The sequence below is a fragment of the Maribacter sp. PR66 genome (genome assembly GCF_028464205.1).
GTDB lineage: Bacteria > Bacteroidota > Bacteroidia > Flavobacteriales > Flavobacteriaceae > Maribacter > Maribacter flavus.
The window spans coordinates 1,004,569-1,020,474 of the sequence record NZ_JAQPCH010000001.1; the positions used below are offsets into that span (position 1 = coordinate 1,004,569).

Annotated in this window: 12 protein-coding genes; 7 read left to right on the plus strand and 5 right to left on the minus strand. The window is 43.4% G+C overall.

Annotated features, from left to right (window positions below):
* Nucleotides 1–101: 101 nt before the first annotated feature.
* From PP181_RS04405 to PP181_RS04415, 3 genes are all read left to right on the plus strand, one after another.
* Nucleotides 102–3,257, plus strand: coding sequence for a leucine--tRNA ligase (locus tag PP181_RS04405; protein ID WP_272636113.1), 3,156 nt, complete (start codon nt 102–104; stop codon nt 3,255–3,257).
* 383 nt (nt 3,258–3,640) lie between these two features.
* Nucleotides 3,641–4,741 (plus strand): alanine dehydrogenase, encoded by a 1,101-nt coding sequence (gene ald / locus PP181_RS04410; protein ID WP_138256946.1) that lies wholly within the window; start codon nt 3,641–3,643, stop codon nt 4,739–4,741.
* Nucleotides 4,742–4,885: 144 nt separating this feature from the next.
* Nucleotides 4,886–5,581 (plus strand): zinc metallopeptidase, encoded by a 696-nt coding sequence (locus tag PP181_RS04415; protein ID WP_154917987.1) that lies wholly within the window; start codon nt 4,886–4,888, stop codon nt 5,579–5,581.
* 142 nt (nt 5,582–5,723) lie between these two features.
* Here the strand turns inward: PP181_RS04415 and PP181_RS04420 are convergent, their stop codons facing one another.
* Nucleotides 5,724–6,194: an Lrp/AsnC ligand binding domain-containing protein gene (locus PP181_RS04420; protein ID WP_154917988.1), complete on the minus strand. Its 471-nt coding sequence runs from the start codon at nt 6,192–6,194 to the stop codon at nt 5,724–5,726.
* Nucleotides 6,195–6,248: 54 nt separating this feature from the next.
* The gene (locus PP181_RS04425; RefSeq protein ID WP_272636114.1) at nt 6,249–7,622 is read right to left on the minus strand and encodes a saccharopine dehydrogenase family protein; all 1,374 of its coding nucleotides are present in this window, start codon (nt 7,620–7,622) and stop codon (nt 6,249–6,251) included.
* A 161-nt stretch (nt 7,623–7,783) separates the two neighbouring features.
* On the opposite strand from PP181_RS04425, the gene PP181_RS04430 reads away from it, so the two are divergent.
* The 4 genes from PP181_RS04430 to pckA all read left to right on the plus strand — a co-directional run bounded on the left by PP181_RS04430 (nt 7,784) and on the right by pckA (nt 12,751).
* Nucleotides 7,784–8,173 carry a DUF423 domain-containing protein gene (locus PP181_RS04430; RefSeq protein WP_154917990.1) on the plus strand — a complete coding sequence of 130 codons (390 nt, stop codon included), beginning with the start codon at nt 7,784–7,786 and terminating at the stop codon, nt 8,171–8,173.
* Between the two features lie 10 nt (nt 8,174–8,183).
* On the plus strand, nt 8,184–9,653 hold the full coding sequence (locus PP181_RS04435; RefSeq protein ID WP_272636115.1) for an SLC13 family permease: 1,470 nt from the start codon (nt 8,184–8,186) through the stop codon (nt 9,651–9,653).
* A 90-nt stretch (nt 9,654–9,743) separates the two neighbouring features.
* Nucleotides 9,744–10,874, plus strand: a complete 1,131-nt coding sequence (locus PP181_RS04440; protein ID WP_272636116.1) for a glycerate kinase — start codon at nt 9,744–9,746, stop codon at nt 10,872–10,874.
* Nucleotides 10,875–11,134: 260 nt separating this feature from the next.
* Nucleotides 11,135–12,751, plus strand: coding sequence for a phosphoenolpyruvate carboxykinase (ATP) (gene pckA, locus PP181_RS04445; RefSeq protein WP_154917993.1), 1,617 nt, complete (start codon nt 11,135–11,137; stop codon nt 12,749–12,751).
* 71 nt (nt 12,752–12,822) lie between these two features.
* On the opposite strand, the gene PP181_RS04450 is transcribed toward pckA, so the two are convergent.
* The 3 genes from PP181_RS04450 to PP181_RS04460 are packed head-to-tail and all read right to left on the minus strand — an operon-like array spanning nt 12,823 to nt 15,898.
* A complete protein-coding gene (locus tag PP181_RS04450) occupies nt 12,823–13,566 on the minus strand; it encodes a uroporphyrinogen-III synthase (protein ID WP_138256954.1) in 744 nt (247 codons plus the stop codon).
* Between the two features lie 8 nt (nt 13,567–13,574).
* Nucleotides 13,575–14,228 carry a DUF4271 domain-containing protein gene (locus PP181_RS04455; protein ID WP_154917994.1) on the minus strand — a complete coding sequence of 218 codons (654 nt, stop codon included), beginning with the start codon at nt 14,226–14,228 and terminating at the stop codon, nt 13,575–13,577.
* Entirely contained in the window at nt 14,228–15,898 is a 1,671-nt protein-coding gene (locus PP181_RS04460; RefSeq protein ID WP_272636117.1) for an ArnT family glycosyltransferase, read from the minus strand. The genes PP181_RS04455 and PP181_RS04460 overlap by 1 nt, the downstream gene beginning before the upstream one ends.
* Between the last annotated feature and the right edge of the window lie 8 nt (nt 15,899–15,906).

Here is a 15,906-nt window from a genome sequence, read left to right on the forward strand (position 1 = left end):
CGTCGAATAGGTCTATTTTTGTGGCCTAACAAAATAAAGGTCTGGAATGTGATAGTTATGTGGCTAAAATCTGGCTGGACCTCTGTATTAGTATCGAAAGAATGAATTACAATTTCAACGAAATTGAGGCCAAATGGCAAAAATATTGGGAGGATAATCAAACCTTTAAAGCCGAAAATGTATCGGACAAGGAGAAGTTCTATGTGTTGGATATGTTTCCCTATCCCTCAGGAGCAGGACTACATGTGGGACATCCGTTAGGGTATATCGCCAGTGATATCTATGCCCGTTATAAAAGGCATAAGGGGTTCAACGTGTTGCATCCGCAGGGATATGACTCCTTTGGTCTGCCGGCAGAGCAATACGCTATTCAGACTGGGCAACATCCTGCCATTACTACAGAGGCGAACATCAAGACATACAGGAGGCAGTTGGACCAATTAGGCTTTTCGTTCGATTGGAGCCGGGAGGTGCGTACTTCGGACCCCAGCTATTATAAATGGACCCAGTGGATTTTCATTCAACTGTTCAATTCCTGGTACAATACCGATGCCGATAAGGCCGAGGATATAGAGACGCTGACCAAAATTTTTGAAACCGAAGGTAACAAAAGCGTACATGCCGTTTGTGACGACGACACCCCGATATTTTCCGCGGAGGATTGGAATTCTTTTTCCCCCAAGGATAAGCAGGCGATGTTGTTAAAATATAGGCTGACCTACCTTGCGGAAAGTGAGGTAAACTGGTGTCCCGCTTTGGGAACCGTATTGGCCAATGATGAAATTGTGAACGGGGTTTCCGAGCGTGGTGGCCATCCGGTCATCCGAAAAAAAATGACGCAATGGAGCATGCGCATCACCGCTTATGCCCAACGTTTGCTGGACGGGCTGGACAAAATCGATTGGCCGCAGCCTCTAAAGGATTCCCAGACCAATTGGATTGGAAGAAGTGAGGGAGCTTCCGTTAAGTTCAAAGTTCAAAGTTCAAAATCAAAAGTTGATAAAATAGACAACTCACTCAACACTCATAATTCTGCACTCTACATTGAGGTCTTCACCACTCGTCCCGATACAATATTTGGTGTATCATTCATGACCTTGGCACCGGAGCATGAATTGGTGTCCAAAATCACCACCCCTGAACAAAGAGATGAGGTTCAGGCCTACATCGAGGCCACGGCAAAGCGTTCCGAACGTGACCGTATGGCCGATGTAAAGACCATCACCGGTGCCTTTACTGGGGCGTATGCGGAGCATCCTTTTACAAAGGAACCTGTACCTATTTGGATCGGCGATTATGTATTGGCGGGTTATGGAACCGGTGCGGTAATGTCCGTGCCCTGCGGAGACCAGCGTGATTACGATTTTGCGACCCATTTTGGGATAGCTATTCCTAATATATTCAGCCCTCTAACCCCCGAAGGGGGAACTGAGGATGCTGATACGCTGTTGGAAAATGGAGCCTATGCCGAAAAATCCGGGTTTGTATTGAAGAATTCCGGGTTTTTGAACGGATTGGCGTATAAGGAAGCTACCAAAAAGGCAATAGCCGAGTTGGAAAAAATAGAACAGGGAAAAGGAAAGGTGAACTACCGTTTGCGCGATGCCGTCTTTAGCCGCCAGCGCTATTGGGGCGAACCCTTTCCGGTCTATTATGATGCGGATGGGATGCCCCAGATGTTGGACGAAAAATTCCTGCCCTTGGAACTGCCCGAGGTAGACAAATACCTGCCCACCGAAACCGGTGAACCACCCTTGGGAAATGCCAAAAAATGGCATTGGCTGCAGTATGGTGATGAAGGAAAAGTTGTATCCAAAGAAGAGTTTGAGAAGGCCATTTCGGACACTGAGCGTAGTCGAAGTGGCGAAATTAAGGGAGGGGCTTTAGAACTGAACACCATGCCGGGTTGGGCGGGGAGTTCCCAGTATTTCAATCGCTATATGGACCCGCATAACGACGAGGCCATTTTCTCCCAAGAAGCCATCAACTATTGGCAGGATGTGGATCTATATATAGGCGGTAGCGAACATGCCACCGGCCATTTGCTGTATTCCCGTTTTTGGCAAAAGTTTATGTTCGATAAAGGCTTGGTGCCCAAGGACGAGTTTGCCAAAAAGTTGATCAATCAGGGGATGATTACGGGGACGAGTGCGTTTGTATATAGATGGGACTACAAAATTTTGGAAAATAAAAAAGCACAAAGATTATCAGTATTTGTAACTGAGGGATTTGTACAAGAAATGTCCAAGAAATCGGTTTTTCTTGAAGATGTTTTTGAAAATTATGAAAATCTTCGAATACTAATCACGAGTTTTCATAAAAATGACCAAAATAAAAGGGGCTTTTTGACTATTTCTGACAGTCCTAATTCTCTTTTAAAAATACATGCCGATGTCTCTCTAGTCAATGCCTCCGATGAACTGGACATAGAAGGCTTTAAAAAATGGCGTCCAGAATATGCTGATGCCGTTTTCATTTTGGAAAATGGCGAGATACACGATGCCAATTCCCCCCTTGAGGGGGGAGTAAGGGGTGTGTTCAAAGTATCCCGCGAAATCGAAAAAATGTCCAAATCCAAATATAATGTCGTCAATCCAGATGCCATTTGTGCGGAATATGGGGCGGACAGTCTACGGTTGTACGAAATGTTCTTGGGGCCTTTGGAGCAGTCCAAACCTTGGAATACGGCAGGAATTACAGGCGTGCATTCCTTCTTGAAAAAACTTTGGAGGCTTTATCACTCCGGTCCTAACGGAGAATTCTACGTGTCGGACGCCCCTCCCTCGGAGGGGCAGGGGGAGGCCCTCAAGACCTTGCACAAAACCATAAAAAAAGTGGAGGAGGATATCGAGAACTTCAGTTTCAATACATCGGTATCCACGTTTATGATCTGTGTGAACGAATTGTCCTCGCAGAAATGCAATTCCAGGGCCATCTTGGAACCTTTGGCAATTTTGGTTTCCCCCTATGCACCACATATTGCGGAGGAACTCTGGGAGCAATTGGGCCATACGGAGTCCATTTCCAAAGCGTCTTTTCCCAAATTCGAGGAAAAGTACCTGGTAGAAAGCAGCAAGGAATACCCCATTTCTTTCAACGGGAAGATGCGGTTTACATTGGAACTGCCTATGGATATGACCAAGGAGGAAATTGAAGCTACCGTAATGGCCCATGAAAAAACCCAACAACAATTACAAGGGAGAACCCCAAAGAAGGTCATCGTAGTTCCGGGAAAAATTGTAAACATTGTAGGCTAGCCCATTTTTAAGCGGAGCGAAGCATGACAATTTTTGTCAGGTCTAGTCTTTCGACTACGCTCAAGATAAACTTCAATTCGAGACCTCATTTTATGGTGGTAAACTTGGGTAACCTCTGAACTATATTCTAGTAGATAATAAGTTATAATTTACTAGCCTCCATCGGTTTTTTTAATATTCGCACCCTCCTTCTTTAGAGGTATACTAAAGAGGGAGGGTGTTTTGTTAAATGTATATTTTATTTTGATATACCCCTATAAAAACTAAGGGTATATAGTCAAAAAACGTATTTAATTCGGATTAACCCCTCCTTTTATCGAATAATTGCTCTGTAAAAATTAAAATTATCGCACCTTTACCCCATAATTATAAAATAGACTAGTATGATTGTGGGTATTCCAAAAGAGATTAAGAACAACGAAAGCAGGGTTGGGATGACACCGGCCGGCGTTTTTGAATTGGTAAAGAACAACCATACCGTGTACGTGCAATCTGGCGCAGGGAAGGGAAGCGGTTTTTTCAATAAGGATTATCAACAGGCCGGGGCCGTCATTTTGGATACCATCGGACAGGTATATGCCATGAGTGAAATGATTGTCAAGGTCAAGGAGCCCATAGAAGAAGAGTATGAACTGATTCAAGAGGGACAGATTTTGTTCACCTATTTCCATTTTGCATCGAGCGAAGCATTGACCAAGGCCATGATCCGTCAGAAAGCCATCTGCATCGCCTATGAAACCGTGGAGGACGAAGATGGGACATTGCCGTTGTTGACCCCAATGTCTGAAGTGGCGGGTAGAATGGCCATTCAGCAAGGGGCAAAATATTTGGAAAAACCTGTTAAAGGTCGCGGTGTACTATTGGGGGGCGTTCCCGGGGTTGCTCCGGGTAGGGTATTGGTGCTAGGCGCGGGTGTCGTTGGGATACAAGCTGCTAAAATGGCAGCCGGTCTGGGCGCACACGTCACCATTTTGGATATCAATATGAAGCGTTTGCGTTACGTGAACGATGTGATGCCTCCGCATGTGGTCACCGAATTTTCAAACGAGTTTAATATCAGAAAGCATATAAAAACCCACGACTTAATTATTGGTGGGGTGCTATTAAAAGGAGCAAAAGCTCCGAACCTTATCACTAGGGACATGTTGAAAGACATGCGACCCGGAACCGTAATAGTGGACGTGGCCGTAGACCAAGGCGGATGTGTAGAAACTACAAGACCTACCACTCATGAAGACCCGGTATACATCATAGATGATGTGGTTCACTATTCCGTCGCGAATATGCCCGGTGCAGTTCCATATACCTCTACCATGGCATTGACCAATGTTACTTTGCCTTATGCGCTCAAACTCGCAAACTTGGGTTGGGAAGCCGCATGTAAAAAAGATGCTTCCTTGGCAAAGGGATTGAACATTGTGGCCGGTAAGGTGGTGTATGAAGAAATCATAGAGGCCTTTGGTTGGAAGGAGGCCTTTGCCTAATCGTACAAATTGTCAGTTTTTGAAGACCCCAACAGCCCGTACCGACTAATTTACGGGTTTGGCGGGGTTTTTGCTTTTCAGTATTCGATTCCCGTAAACAAAGGAATCTTATGTATATTTATTGAAACTAAAAATTGAAACGTTATGATGGGATATTATATATTGATCGGTGCTATTGCCTTGGTAAGTTGGCTTGTAAGTAGCCGATTAAAAAGTAAGTTCAAACATTACTCTAAAGTCCATTTACAAAATGGCATGAGCGGTGCCGAGATAGCCGAAAAAATGTTGGCGGATCATGGTATTCGCGATGTAAAGGTGGTTTCTACACCTGGGATGTTATCAGACCATTACAATCCAAAAAATAAAACGGTGAACTTGAGTGAAGGTGTGTATAATCAGCGAAATGCCGCAGCAGCGGCGGTTGCAGCGCATGAGGTAGGCCACGCTGTACAACATGCACAGGCCTACGAGTGGTTGACCATGCGCTCGAAACTGGTGCCAGTAGTCAGTGTAACATCAGGAATGTCCACATGGGTCGTTTTTGGCGGATTGGCCCTAGGTGCCGCTGCAGGAGTAGGATTTGGATATTGGGTTGCCGTGGCCGGATTGATCATGATGGGAATGGCCACGTTGTTCAGTTTTATCACCCTACCGGTAGAATATGATGCCAGTAACCGCGCTTTGGCATGGCTCAAGAATAGGAATATGGTGACTCAGTCAGAATATGCAGGTTCTGAAGATGCCCTAAAATGGGCCGCTAGGACCTATTTGGTAGCGGCCATTGGTTCCTTGGCTACCTTGGTCTATTGGGGACTTCAGGTTTTTGGAGGAAGGGATTAACTTCTCTCGATACAATTTTCAAAGCCTTTCCAAGATTGGGAAGGCTTTTTATTTGTTCAAATTTTAGGCAGACATTGGATTATGAACCATTTCCTTTTGTGAAATTGTTTCGGTTGTGATAGTCAATCCCTTGATGAGGGTTTTATATGGTAATCTGTCGGTCTATTTGCTGTGCCAATGATATGAAGGTTTCCGTTCTGGAAACCCCTTCTATTTGTTGGATTTCCTTGTTGAGGACATGCATCAAATGTTCGTTGTCCTTGCAAAGAATTTTGATTAGGATGGACCAGTTGCCCGTAGTATAATGGCATTCCAAAACTTCTGGGATTTTTTCCAATTGTTTTACGGCAGCGGGATTGCTCATCGCCTTGTCCAGATAAATACCGATATAGGCCATCGTAGTATAGCCCATGGCCCTTGGGTTTATAATAAACTTGGAGCCTTTCAATAATCCCGATGCTTCCAGCTTTCGCAATCGTTGATGAATGGCCGCCCCAGAAATACCGATGCTTCGTGCGATTTCCAATACCGGTTTCCGGGCATCCTCCATTAAAAAGCGCAATATTTTCTTGTCTATTCCGTCAATCTTAGTGTTTTTGTTATCGGACTTCATGATTACAATTTCAAATTGAAATCAAAAATACGTAAACACCATGAATATGTGAGTTTAACTCGCTACGGAATCGGGATTATAGCCCAAATAGGGAACTTCGTATTCCTTGAAATTGATGCCCAAGGTCTCCAATTCCTTGAGGATGGATTGATAGACTTCCTTGGAAATGGGCATTTGAACTCCGGGCGTGGTGATTTTTCCGTTCAGGATTTTTAAGGCGGCGATGGCTACGGGCAAGCCTACCGTTTTGGCCATGGCGGTATGCACCCGATCTTCACCAATCACGACCAATTTGGAATCGATTTGTTTTTTTTCGCCGTTCAATTCGTATCCAAACTTATGGTACATAACGATCATATCCTTTTCGGTTTCGCCCAAGGTCCATTTGTCTTCCAAAATTTTCTGTAAAGCCTGTGCCGGAGTAGCATCAGGGATACCAATAGTCCTCGTTTTATCGAAAAGGTTCAGTTCCACAAGCTTTTCCCAAGTACTATCGTCCTGATCTATTTTTAAATAATGCCTCAGTTTCAGTTCCACAGAATCCGTAGGTGAGTAGGGAAGAAAGAGATTGATAAATTCCCGATAGGTCATATTTTCCGAATCCTCGATAGTATAGGTGTCGTCCGTGGCCCCCAGTTGCACAAAAATGTTCCAAGCCTTTGAAAAGCCAACACGTCGCATTGTGCCCCTGTAAATGGTGAGCGCGTCCTGTAGACCGTAGGCTTCCCTATAATTTAGGGAGTCCCTGTTGGCATAGCCCTCAAACTTGCCGTATCCCTCCACTTCAAAAAATTCCGTACGCCTAAACAATTTATGGTAGGGAATGTATTTATACGTTCCCTCCTGTATGAACTTCGCCGTACCTCCTTGGCCGGCCAGCACCACGTTTCTGGGGTTCCACGTAAACTTGTAGTTCCATAGGTTGTTATCGAATTCGGGCGCGACAAGTCCACCGCAGAAAGATTCAAACAATAGGATTTTTCCGCCTTTGTCCCGTATACGGTCAATGACCTGCATGGCGCTCATGTGGTCAATGCCTGGATCTAGACCTATTTCGTTCATGAAGACCAAATTGCTTTCTGTGACCTTTTCATTGAGTTTTTTTAGTTCCGGACTGATGTAGGATGCCGTTACCAAATGCTTTTTGTACGTTAGACAGTCCTCCGCAATTTTGATGTGAAAGCGTGCGGGTAGCATGGAAATTACCAAATCCGACTCCTGTATTGCCGATGTTCGCTCATCTTCCTTAAAGATATCCAAGGTGCGAACCGAGCAATTGGGGTGCGATTTAATATGCTCTGGGATGGAAGCCGTATCCAGGTCGCCAATGGTCACTTTTAGATTTTCTGAATCCGATTTTTCCAATAAATAATCCAACAAAAAGGAAGTGGATTTGCCTGCCCCTATGATCAAAATTTTTCGCACCATGCTTATTGCGTACTTTTAAGTTTGAATGTTGCTACTAAGGTATCAATTTGTTACATATGTAAGAATATGTATCGATAAAGTTATATTATCAACTTTGAATGACTGTCCAACAATTAAATAAACTATAACGTAAATCATGTATTTCCAGTAGATTTGGTGTTATGAAGAAAACAATATTGATTACTGCATGTATTTTTGGGTTTTTAGCGGTCGCCCTGGGCGCCTTTGGAGCCCACGGATTGGAGAAATTGGTTCCCCCGGATGCCGTGACTACTTTTGAAACAGGTGTCCGCTACCAAATGTACCATGCCTTTTTTCTGTTCATTTTAGGTGTATTGCCGGGAATACCCCCTAAGTCCCAACGACTAACATATTGGCTGATCCTTATTGGCGTTGTGTTCTTTTCCTTCTCCATCTATTTGTTGGCCATAAACAGTATTACGGCCTTCGATTTTACGACCATTGGATTTATTACGCCTATTGGCGGAACACTTTTGTTGGCAGCTTGGGGATTTTTGGGATTTCAAATCTATACATCGACCCTAAAATGACATATAGATTATGAACAATACAAAGCTTTTGGGACTCATATTAGGTCCCGTTTCGTTTATATTGATCCTTAGTTTTTTTCATCCTGAGGGATTGTCCAAGGAAGCGAACGCCGTTATGGCATCCACGGCCTGGATTGCCATTTGGTGGATTACGGAGGCCATTCCCATTGCCGTTACCGCACTTCTGCCCATCGTGCTTTTCCCACTTTCTGGCGGCTTGGACCTTACCGCTACCTCAGGGTCTTTTGGGCATAAATACGTGTTTCTCTATATGGGCGGTTTCGTTATCGCCATTGCTATCGAAAAATGGAACCTGCACAAACGCATCGCCCTGAACATTATTCATTTGATAGGTGCGGATATCCGTAAAATTATTTTGGGATTTATGGTGGCGACGGCCTTTTTATCCATGTGGATCTCCAATACGGCAACTTCGGTCATGATGCTTCCCATTGGTCTGGCCATCATCAAACAATTAAAGGATAATCCGGCTACGGTGGAGGACGAGAATCTGTTATTTGGAAAATCCCTGATGCTCGCCATTGCCTACAGTGCTTCCATTGGCGGTATGGCAACCTTGATAGGTACCCCGCCCAATCTGGTGTTGGCAGGGGTGGTATTGGATACTTACGGTTATGAAATTACCTTCATGCAGTGGTTCATGTTCGGACTGCCAATTTCCGTAGTGCTGATTTTCATCTGTTGGAAATATTTGACGCGCTTTGCTTTTTCTTTCAAACAAGTCGAATTTCCCGGAGGTAGGGCAGAAATAAAAAGACTTAAGAATGGCCTGGGGAAAATCACGTATGAGGAAAAATTGATAGCCCTCGTCTTTGGGGCCACGGCCTTTTGTTGGATTACACGCTCCTTTCTGCTGCAGAAACTGTTTCCGGGTCTGGACGATACCATCATCGCCATCTTTTTTGCCATTTTACTTTTCCTGATTCCGGCCAAAAAAAAGGGGCAACAGTTGCTAAATTGGGACGAGGCCGTTACGATGCCTTGGGGAATCATTCTGCTTTTTGGAGGTGGAATGGCGCTGGCCAAGGGTTTTGACGAAAGTGGTTTGGCCGTTTGGATCGGTGGGCAGATGACCTCCTTGTCCGGCTTACCAATTTTCATTTTGGTGCTGGTATTGATCGCTGCGGTAAATTTTCTGACCGAGATTACCTCCAATTTGGCCACAACGGCCATGCTGTTGCCTGTTTTGGCGCCCATGGCCCTTTCCATAGATGTACATCCGTTCGTGTTAATGGTGGGTGCCGCCGTGGCAGCCTCCTGTGCCTTTATGTTGCCCGTTGCCACCCCGCCCAATGCGGTGGTTTTTGGTTCCGGTTACCTACGGATTCCAGATATGGTCCGAAAAGGCTTTTTTATGAACATCATGTCCATCATAGTGCTGAGCCTTTTCGTTTATTTTTTATTGCCCCAACTGTGGGACATTGTCATTAATGGATTTCCGGAAAATCTAAAAAAATGAAACCCTCATCGAGGGATTTATCATGGCAAGTTTAATACCTCTATGAATATAAATATTTAATAATCAAATTGTTAACATGTATTTAAACGTATGCGATTCCTAATCATCCCCGATAAATTTAAAGGTTCCATGACGAGCGAAGAGGTATACCGATCGTTCAGAACGGGAGTGGAGCAAGTCCTAAGCGATGCGTCCTTTCACTTTGTAAAGGCATCGGATGGGGGCGATGGTTTCTTGGAGGCTATTTCAATGTACAAGGACTGCAAAAGGGTAGCAATGAAAACTTTGGATCCCTTGGGTAGGGAAATTTCCTCGTACTATCTGTTGGATGCGAAATCAAAATCGGCCTACATAGAACTGGCCAATAGCTCTGGTATGGAACTTTTGGAACCTTCGGAGCGAAACGCCTCCTTGACCTCGACCTTTGGCAGCGGCCAACAAATTGCGGACACCATAAAAAAAGGTGCCAAAAAAATATATGTCGGTTTGGGGGGCAGTGCAACCAACGATGGGGGAATTGGCATTGCAAATGCCTTAGGATTTGAATTTTTGGATTCTAATGGCAATCCGCTGGAACCCATTGGAAAGAATTTAAGTGAGGTTCAAAGGATTACCCAATCCTATAATTATATGGAAATCAAAGGGATACAATTCTTTACCATCAACGATGTCAAAAACCCGCTATTCGGAAAAGATGGGGCCGCATTTGTATACGCCGCCCAAAAAGGTGCCGATGCTGCCATGATATCGGAGTTGGACAAAGGATTGCGAAATTTATCGGAAGTCTATGTAAGACAATTTGGTTCCGATTTTTCCGAAGTACCAGGTTCAGGAGCTGCCGGGGGAACCGGATTTGGTCTCAAGGCCTTTTTTAAGGCCGATTTTCTCAGTGGAATCACTTTTATTTTGGAACTATCCGGTATAAAAGAAGTGTTGGATACCCAAAAATTCGATTACATCGTGACCGGTGAAGGCAAAATCGACGATCAGACCCTTCAGGGAAAATTGATTCAAGGGGTTATGGAACTTGCCAACAGTTACAATATTCCAGTGCTGGCCGTTTGTGGCAAATTGGACGTTCCCCTAGAAAGGCTTACTTCAAGTGGCGTTCAAGATGTTATTGAAATTGGGGACCCCAACAAATCGTTGGGATACAATATGCAAAATGCCAAGGACCTGCTTCAAAGAAGGGTATATGAGTATTTTAAATCCTTAATCTAGGTTCATACATTTTGGAAAGTCGCTCGTTTTTAATTATGTAATCGGCAGTAAATCCATATTATTTTATCGATTTAATAGTTTAGCACCTAGTAATTTGCAATTTGTTTACTAAACAGTGTTTAAACCGATGATTATTTGTTGAAAATCCAATCATTCATCGTAGATTTCATATTTCTTGCCGATAAATACATGAATACCTCTTGATTTCCAAGGGCTTCAAGGTTAAATTTAATAGCTTTGGAGAAATAAAATTTCGAGTTATGCATAGTTCATCCTACCAATCGAAGATGATATCTTTAAAGAATTATGGAATTGACCATGATAATTTTCATTATCAGGAATCGCCTCAAGCACTACAGAAGGCTACGATCGACCTTGGCATGGGAGCGGAGACCAAAAATGGTACCCTTGCCGTCAATACGGGGGAATTTACGGGTAGGTCTCCACAAGACCGTTTTATCGTAAAAGATGCTATTACCAAGGATAGAATCTGGTGGGGTTCGGTAAACATTCCCTTTGAACCGGAAAAGTTTACGGCGTTGTATGACAAGGTTATTGCTTATTTGAACACAAAGGAACTTTTCGTGAGGGACTGCTATGCCTGTGCGGACCCGGAGTATAAACTCAATATCAGGGTCATAAACGAATACCCTTGGTCCAACATGTTCGCCTATAATATGTTTTTACGGCCAACCGACGAGGAATTGGAGAATTTCAGTCCGGAATGGACGGTTATAAACGCACCTGGCTTCATGGCCAATGCCGAAGAAGATGGAACAAGGCAACACAATTTCGCCATACTGAACTTTACTGAAAAAATCGCCCTAATTGGTGGCACAGGCTATACCGGCGAGATAAAAAAAGGAATTTTTTCGGCGCTCAATTTTATATTGCCTGTATTTAAGGAAACCTTGCCCATGCATTGTTCGTCCAATGTGGGGGAAGACGGGGATACCGCGATATTCTTCGGGTTGTCAGGGACCGGGAAGACAACCTTGTCCACAGACCCCAATAGGAAATTGATCGGCGATGATGAGCACGGCTGGACCAGCAGAAATACAGTGTTCAATTTTGAGGGAGGGTGTTATGCCAAGGTCATCAACCTATCCCAAGAACAGGAACCCGAAATCTACAATGCCATAAAACCTGGAGCTATTCTTGAAAATGTGATTTTGGACAAGGACGGCAATGTGGATTATGCGGATACCTCCATAACACAAAATACCCGGGTAAGTTATCCTATTTACCATATAGATAACATTCAGCAGCCTTCCATTGGGAAAAACGTAAAGAACATTTTCTTTTTAACGGCCGATGCCTTTGGGGTGTTGCCTCCAATTTCCAAGCTAACTCCTAGTCAGGCGGCCTATCATTTTATTTCGGGTTATACGGCCAAAGTTGCCGGAACCGAAGCCGGGGTCGTTGAGCCACAACCTTCCTTTTCGGCCTGTTTTGGTGCACCTTTTATGCCCTTGCATCCCACAAAATATGCGGAGATGTTGAGCAAAAAAATGAAGGAGACTGGCGTGGCCGTATGGTTGGTTAATACGGGGTGGACCGGCGGCCCTTATGGTGTTGGTACCCGTATGAAGTTAAAGTACACCCGTGCCATGATCAGTGCGGCGCTCAATGGCGATCTAGGTTTGTACTCCTATGATACCTACCACATTCATTCCGTTTTTGGGGTGGCGCAACCTAGGGAATGTCCCGGAGTGCCTACCAGTGTATTGAGTCCAAGGGCGACTTGGAACAATGACGAAAAATATTACACCACGGCTTTTAAGCTTTCCAATGCCTTTAGGGAAAACTTCAAAAAGTTCGAAAAATATGCCAATGAGGAAATTAGACGTGGTGGACCGCAACGGTACGCTTTTTAAATGCACCATTAAACATGAAAAAAGGCCCTGCATTTTGAAGGGCCTTTTTGTTATAGATTCAGAAGCAACTCTTATTTGTTTGCGTTCGTAATATATTTTTGGAGTGCCATGGTCATGGACGGTGTCTCTGGAGTGGGCGCCTTTATGTCAATTCTAAGTCCGGCACCTGTAGCAGCTTCTACGGTAGAATTACCAAAAACCGCTATTCTAGTATCGTTCTGCTTAAAATCCGGAAAGTTATGTAACAGGGATTCAATACCCGATGGACTAAAGAATACCAAAATATCATAATATACATCCCTTAAATCGGATAGATCACTGATGACCGTTTTGTAGAAAATACCCCGTTTCCAGCTTATATCGAGCGCGTTTAAGGTCTCGGGAACCTCGGGTTTAAGAACATCAGAGGATGGTAACAGGAACTTTTCATCCTTGTATTTTTTGATCATCGGGGACAAATCGGAAAACAAGCGTTTACCCACATAAATCTTTCTTTTTCTATATACCACGTACTTCTGAAGATAGTATGCCACAGCCTCGGACTGACAAAAGTATTTCATCGTATCCGGCACCTTGAAACGCATCTCCTCCGCAATTCGAAAGAAATGGTCCACCGCATTCCTGCTTGTAAGAATAATGGCGGTGAAATCCTTTAGGTCGATTTTCTGTTGACGGACACCTTTGGCATCTACTCCTTCCACATGAATAAAGGGTCTAAAATCGACCTTTACTTTTTCCTTGTCGATGAGCCTGGAATAGGGAGAATTTTCCATTTTTGGCTCGGGCTGAGAGACCAAAATTGTTTTTACTTTCATAGGTTACACTATTTTAGAAAGCTTCCCAATATGATTAGGGGTGCAATTTCGAGTGCGCAAAGGTACAAAATAAAATAGAAAAAGTAGGAACTAATGTATTTTTGATGAATCCTAATCACTGAAACCCAGCCTATAATATTAATTAGCAGAAAGAGCCCAAACGCTGCCAAAACAACGGTAATCGAGTTAATAAATACAAAAGTCAAAAAAATATTGGCCAGAAAAAGAACAATACTGCTGTAATTCAAATAGGACGTTTTTTTGAACAGTAGTTCATTAATGGTAGCGTAGGATCCAAAAATGAAACCGTTCCCCAGTTGTAGGAACATCTTTATAAGCACAAAAAGAAAAAGGAATCCAATGATCGCCAAAAAAGTGACATTGGACACGGATATTTCCGGACTTGCATAACTTTTCCATGCTAGAAAGGCGAACAGCGAGGTATTGATGATCTGGAAAACGGTGAGTAGTATATGGAACCAATTGAAAAGCTTCTCCTTTTTGTTGTACATGATGATGTACTTGTTGTTGAAGGGAAGAATGATAAAATTCAAAAATCTGGCATAGAATATTTTTTTGGCAATAGCGACCAACAGGAGACTGCCAAACAAAATGAGGGTAATCCAGTCCAAGTTTTCGGTAAACCTGTTAATTGGCTCCATTAGTTTACGGGAATTGGTTTTGAATTCAAGCCCGGATACAATCCGTTTTCCGAAATCACGATTCTAATATAACCTACTTTTTCGGTATCGTACTGAGGTATTTCCACTAAAAAATGGGTTGTGTCCTTTTTGGTTAGGAAGGGCAGGTTTTCCTCCACGGGCTTCGGGGCAATCCGTTTTAGGCCCAAGGTATTTTTATAGGGACTCAAATAGGCTACAGAAAATTTAAGTTTGGACAGTTCAATGTCAAAATTGTAGGGATTGAATACCTGTAGATGATAATCGGAACCATCCAAGGAAACAGTTTCCTCCTTCAGTGTGCATTCAAGTTTTCTGTAGGAGTCGAAATCCGAAATATACTTGCCTTTATATACCCAGCCATCGGGCTTGGTGTAGGAAAAGGTGTTGTCATTGATATATTTGGAAAGATAAGCCACTTTTTTCCCCCGTACCCGTTCTTCCGAGGTATCAATGGAATATTGGTTTTTCCGGTACATCACATTGTTCAGGGAGAAGGTAGGTATTCCTCCCGAATAAAATTCGTACATGGGTGCGTTACGATAAGAATTCTCAAAAACCACGGGAATTTCCCCAACCTCCTCGCGAATTCCATCGACCCAGGTCTTGTTGCCATGACTTTCGTAATGGAAATCAAAAAGTAAAGGTTGGTAAATGAGTCCGGCTCGTAAATAAAGAATCAGGAAAGCGTTGATGATGCCCAAGCGAACCATCCATTTGAGGACCTGTTTATGTTCCAACATGAAATTATATACGATGACCACCAGGGGAATGCAGATAATAATGATCCATTGGGTCTGTACCCTTCTGTTGAAGCTGGAAATAAAGAAAAACAGGATTACGCCATATGTCAAGAACAAGAGCGCCCTATTGAACAAGTCCTTGCCCTTGGTTTTTAATAAGGCATAATAAATAAGCGGGAAAGTAAGCCCAAACAGTGCAATCAGGTTTACAAAGAAGCCCAGCGTATATTTCTCGAACTGATAGGCATCGTTGGGTCGTTCATAAAGATGGTATTTGATACTGACAAAATCATTTTCATACAGCCAGTAAAAATGTGGGGCATAACAGAGTAAGGCAACCAAAACGCTAAGCCAGGCATACTTGCTCTTAACAAGGTTTAGGTTGGATAGCAACACAAAAACGATGACCAGGACGGCGTGGTATTTACTGTACATCAAGGCCGCCATAAATATACCCAATAGGATAGCAGTAGAGTATTTCGGGTCTTTTAGGAAATGCTTATACGTAAGTAGAAAACAGGAGGTAAAAAACAGCAATGGAGTATCCGGAAGGGTAAAAAAACCATAGGCATTCAACAAGGTCATGGAAAACACCAGTATGAAAAAATGGGGGATAAATCGATTCTTTTCCGGTCTATCGATCAGCAGCCATAAAATCACAAGATTCAGTGCGGAAATTACACAGCTCATAAAGCGCACCCCAAGTTCCCCGTTAAAAAACAGACTGCTAATTTTTATAAGCAGCGCAACCAAAGGGGGATGGTCAAAAAACCCCCAGGCCATATTCTGGCTATAGTACCAGTAATAGGCCTCATCAAAAATCAATTCCGTAAACGCGGATTGTATAAGGTTGAGAACAAAAAATGCCGTAAGAAAATAATAGAATTGCCTTGGGATTTTTTCGGACATGGGCGGTT

Excerpts from the sequence above, each read along its gene's own strand:
- PP181_RS04405 (WP_272636113.1), top strand. The coding sequence starts at position 102 with ATGAATTACAATTTCAACGAAATTGAGGCCAAATGGCAAAAATATTGG.
- ald (WP_138256946.1), top strand. The coding sequence starts at position 3,641 with ATGATTGTGGGTATTCCAAAAGAGATTAAGAACAACGAAAGCAGGGTT.
- PP181_RS04415 (WP_154917987.1), top strand. The coding sequence starts at position 4,886 with ATGATGGGATATTATATATTGATCGGTGCTATTGCCTTGGTAAGTTGG.
- PP181_RS04420 (WP_154917988.1), bottom strand. The coding sequence starts at position 6,194 with ATGAAGTCCGATAACAAAAACACTAAGATTGACGGAATAGACAAGAAA.
- PP181_RS04425 (WP_272636114.1), bottom strand. The coding sequence starts at position 7,622 with ATGGTGCGAAAAATTTTGATCATAGGGGCAGGCAAATCCACTTCCTTT.
- PP181_RS04430 (WP_154917990.1), top strand. The coding sequence starts at position 7,784 with ATGAAGAAAACAATATTGATTACTGCATGTATTTTTGGGTTTTTAGCG.
- PP181_RS04435 (WP_272636115.1), top strand. The coding sequence starts at position 8,184 with ATGAACAATACAAAGCTTTTGGGACTCATATTAGGTCCCGTTTCGTTT.
- PP181_RS04440 (WP_272636116.1), top strand. The coding sequence starts at position 9,744 with ATGCGATTCCTAATCATCCCCGATAAATTTAAAGGTTCCATGACGAGC.
- pckA (WP_154917993.1), top strand. The coding sequence starts at position 11,135 with ATGCATAGTTCATCCTACCAATCGAAGATGATATCTTTAAAGAATTAT.
- PP181_RS04450 (WP_138256954.1), bottom strand. The coding sequence starts at position 13,566 with ATGAAAGTAAAAACAATTTTGGTCTCTCAGCCCGAGCCAAAAATGGAA.
- PP181_RS04455 (WP_154917994.1), bottom strand. The coding sequence starts at position 14,228 with ATGGAGCCAATTAACAGGTTTACCGAAAACTTGGACTGGATTACCCTC.
- PP181_RS04460 (WP_272636117.1), bottom strand. The coding sequence starts at position 15,898 with ATGTCCGAAAAAATCCCAAGGCAATTCTATTATTTTCTTACGGCATTT.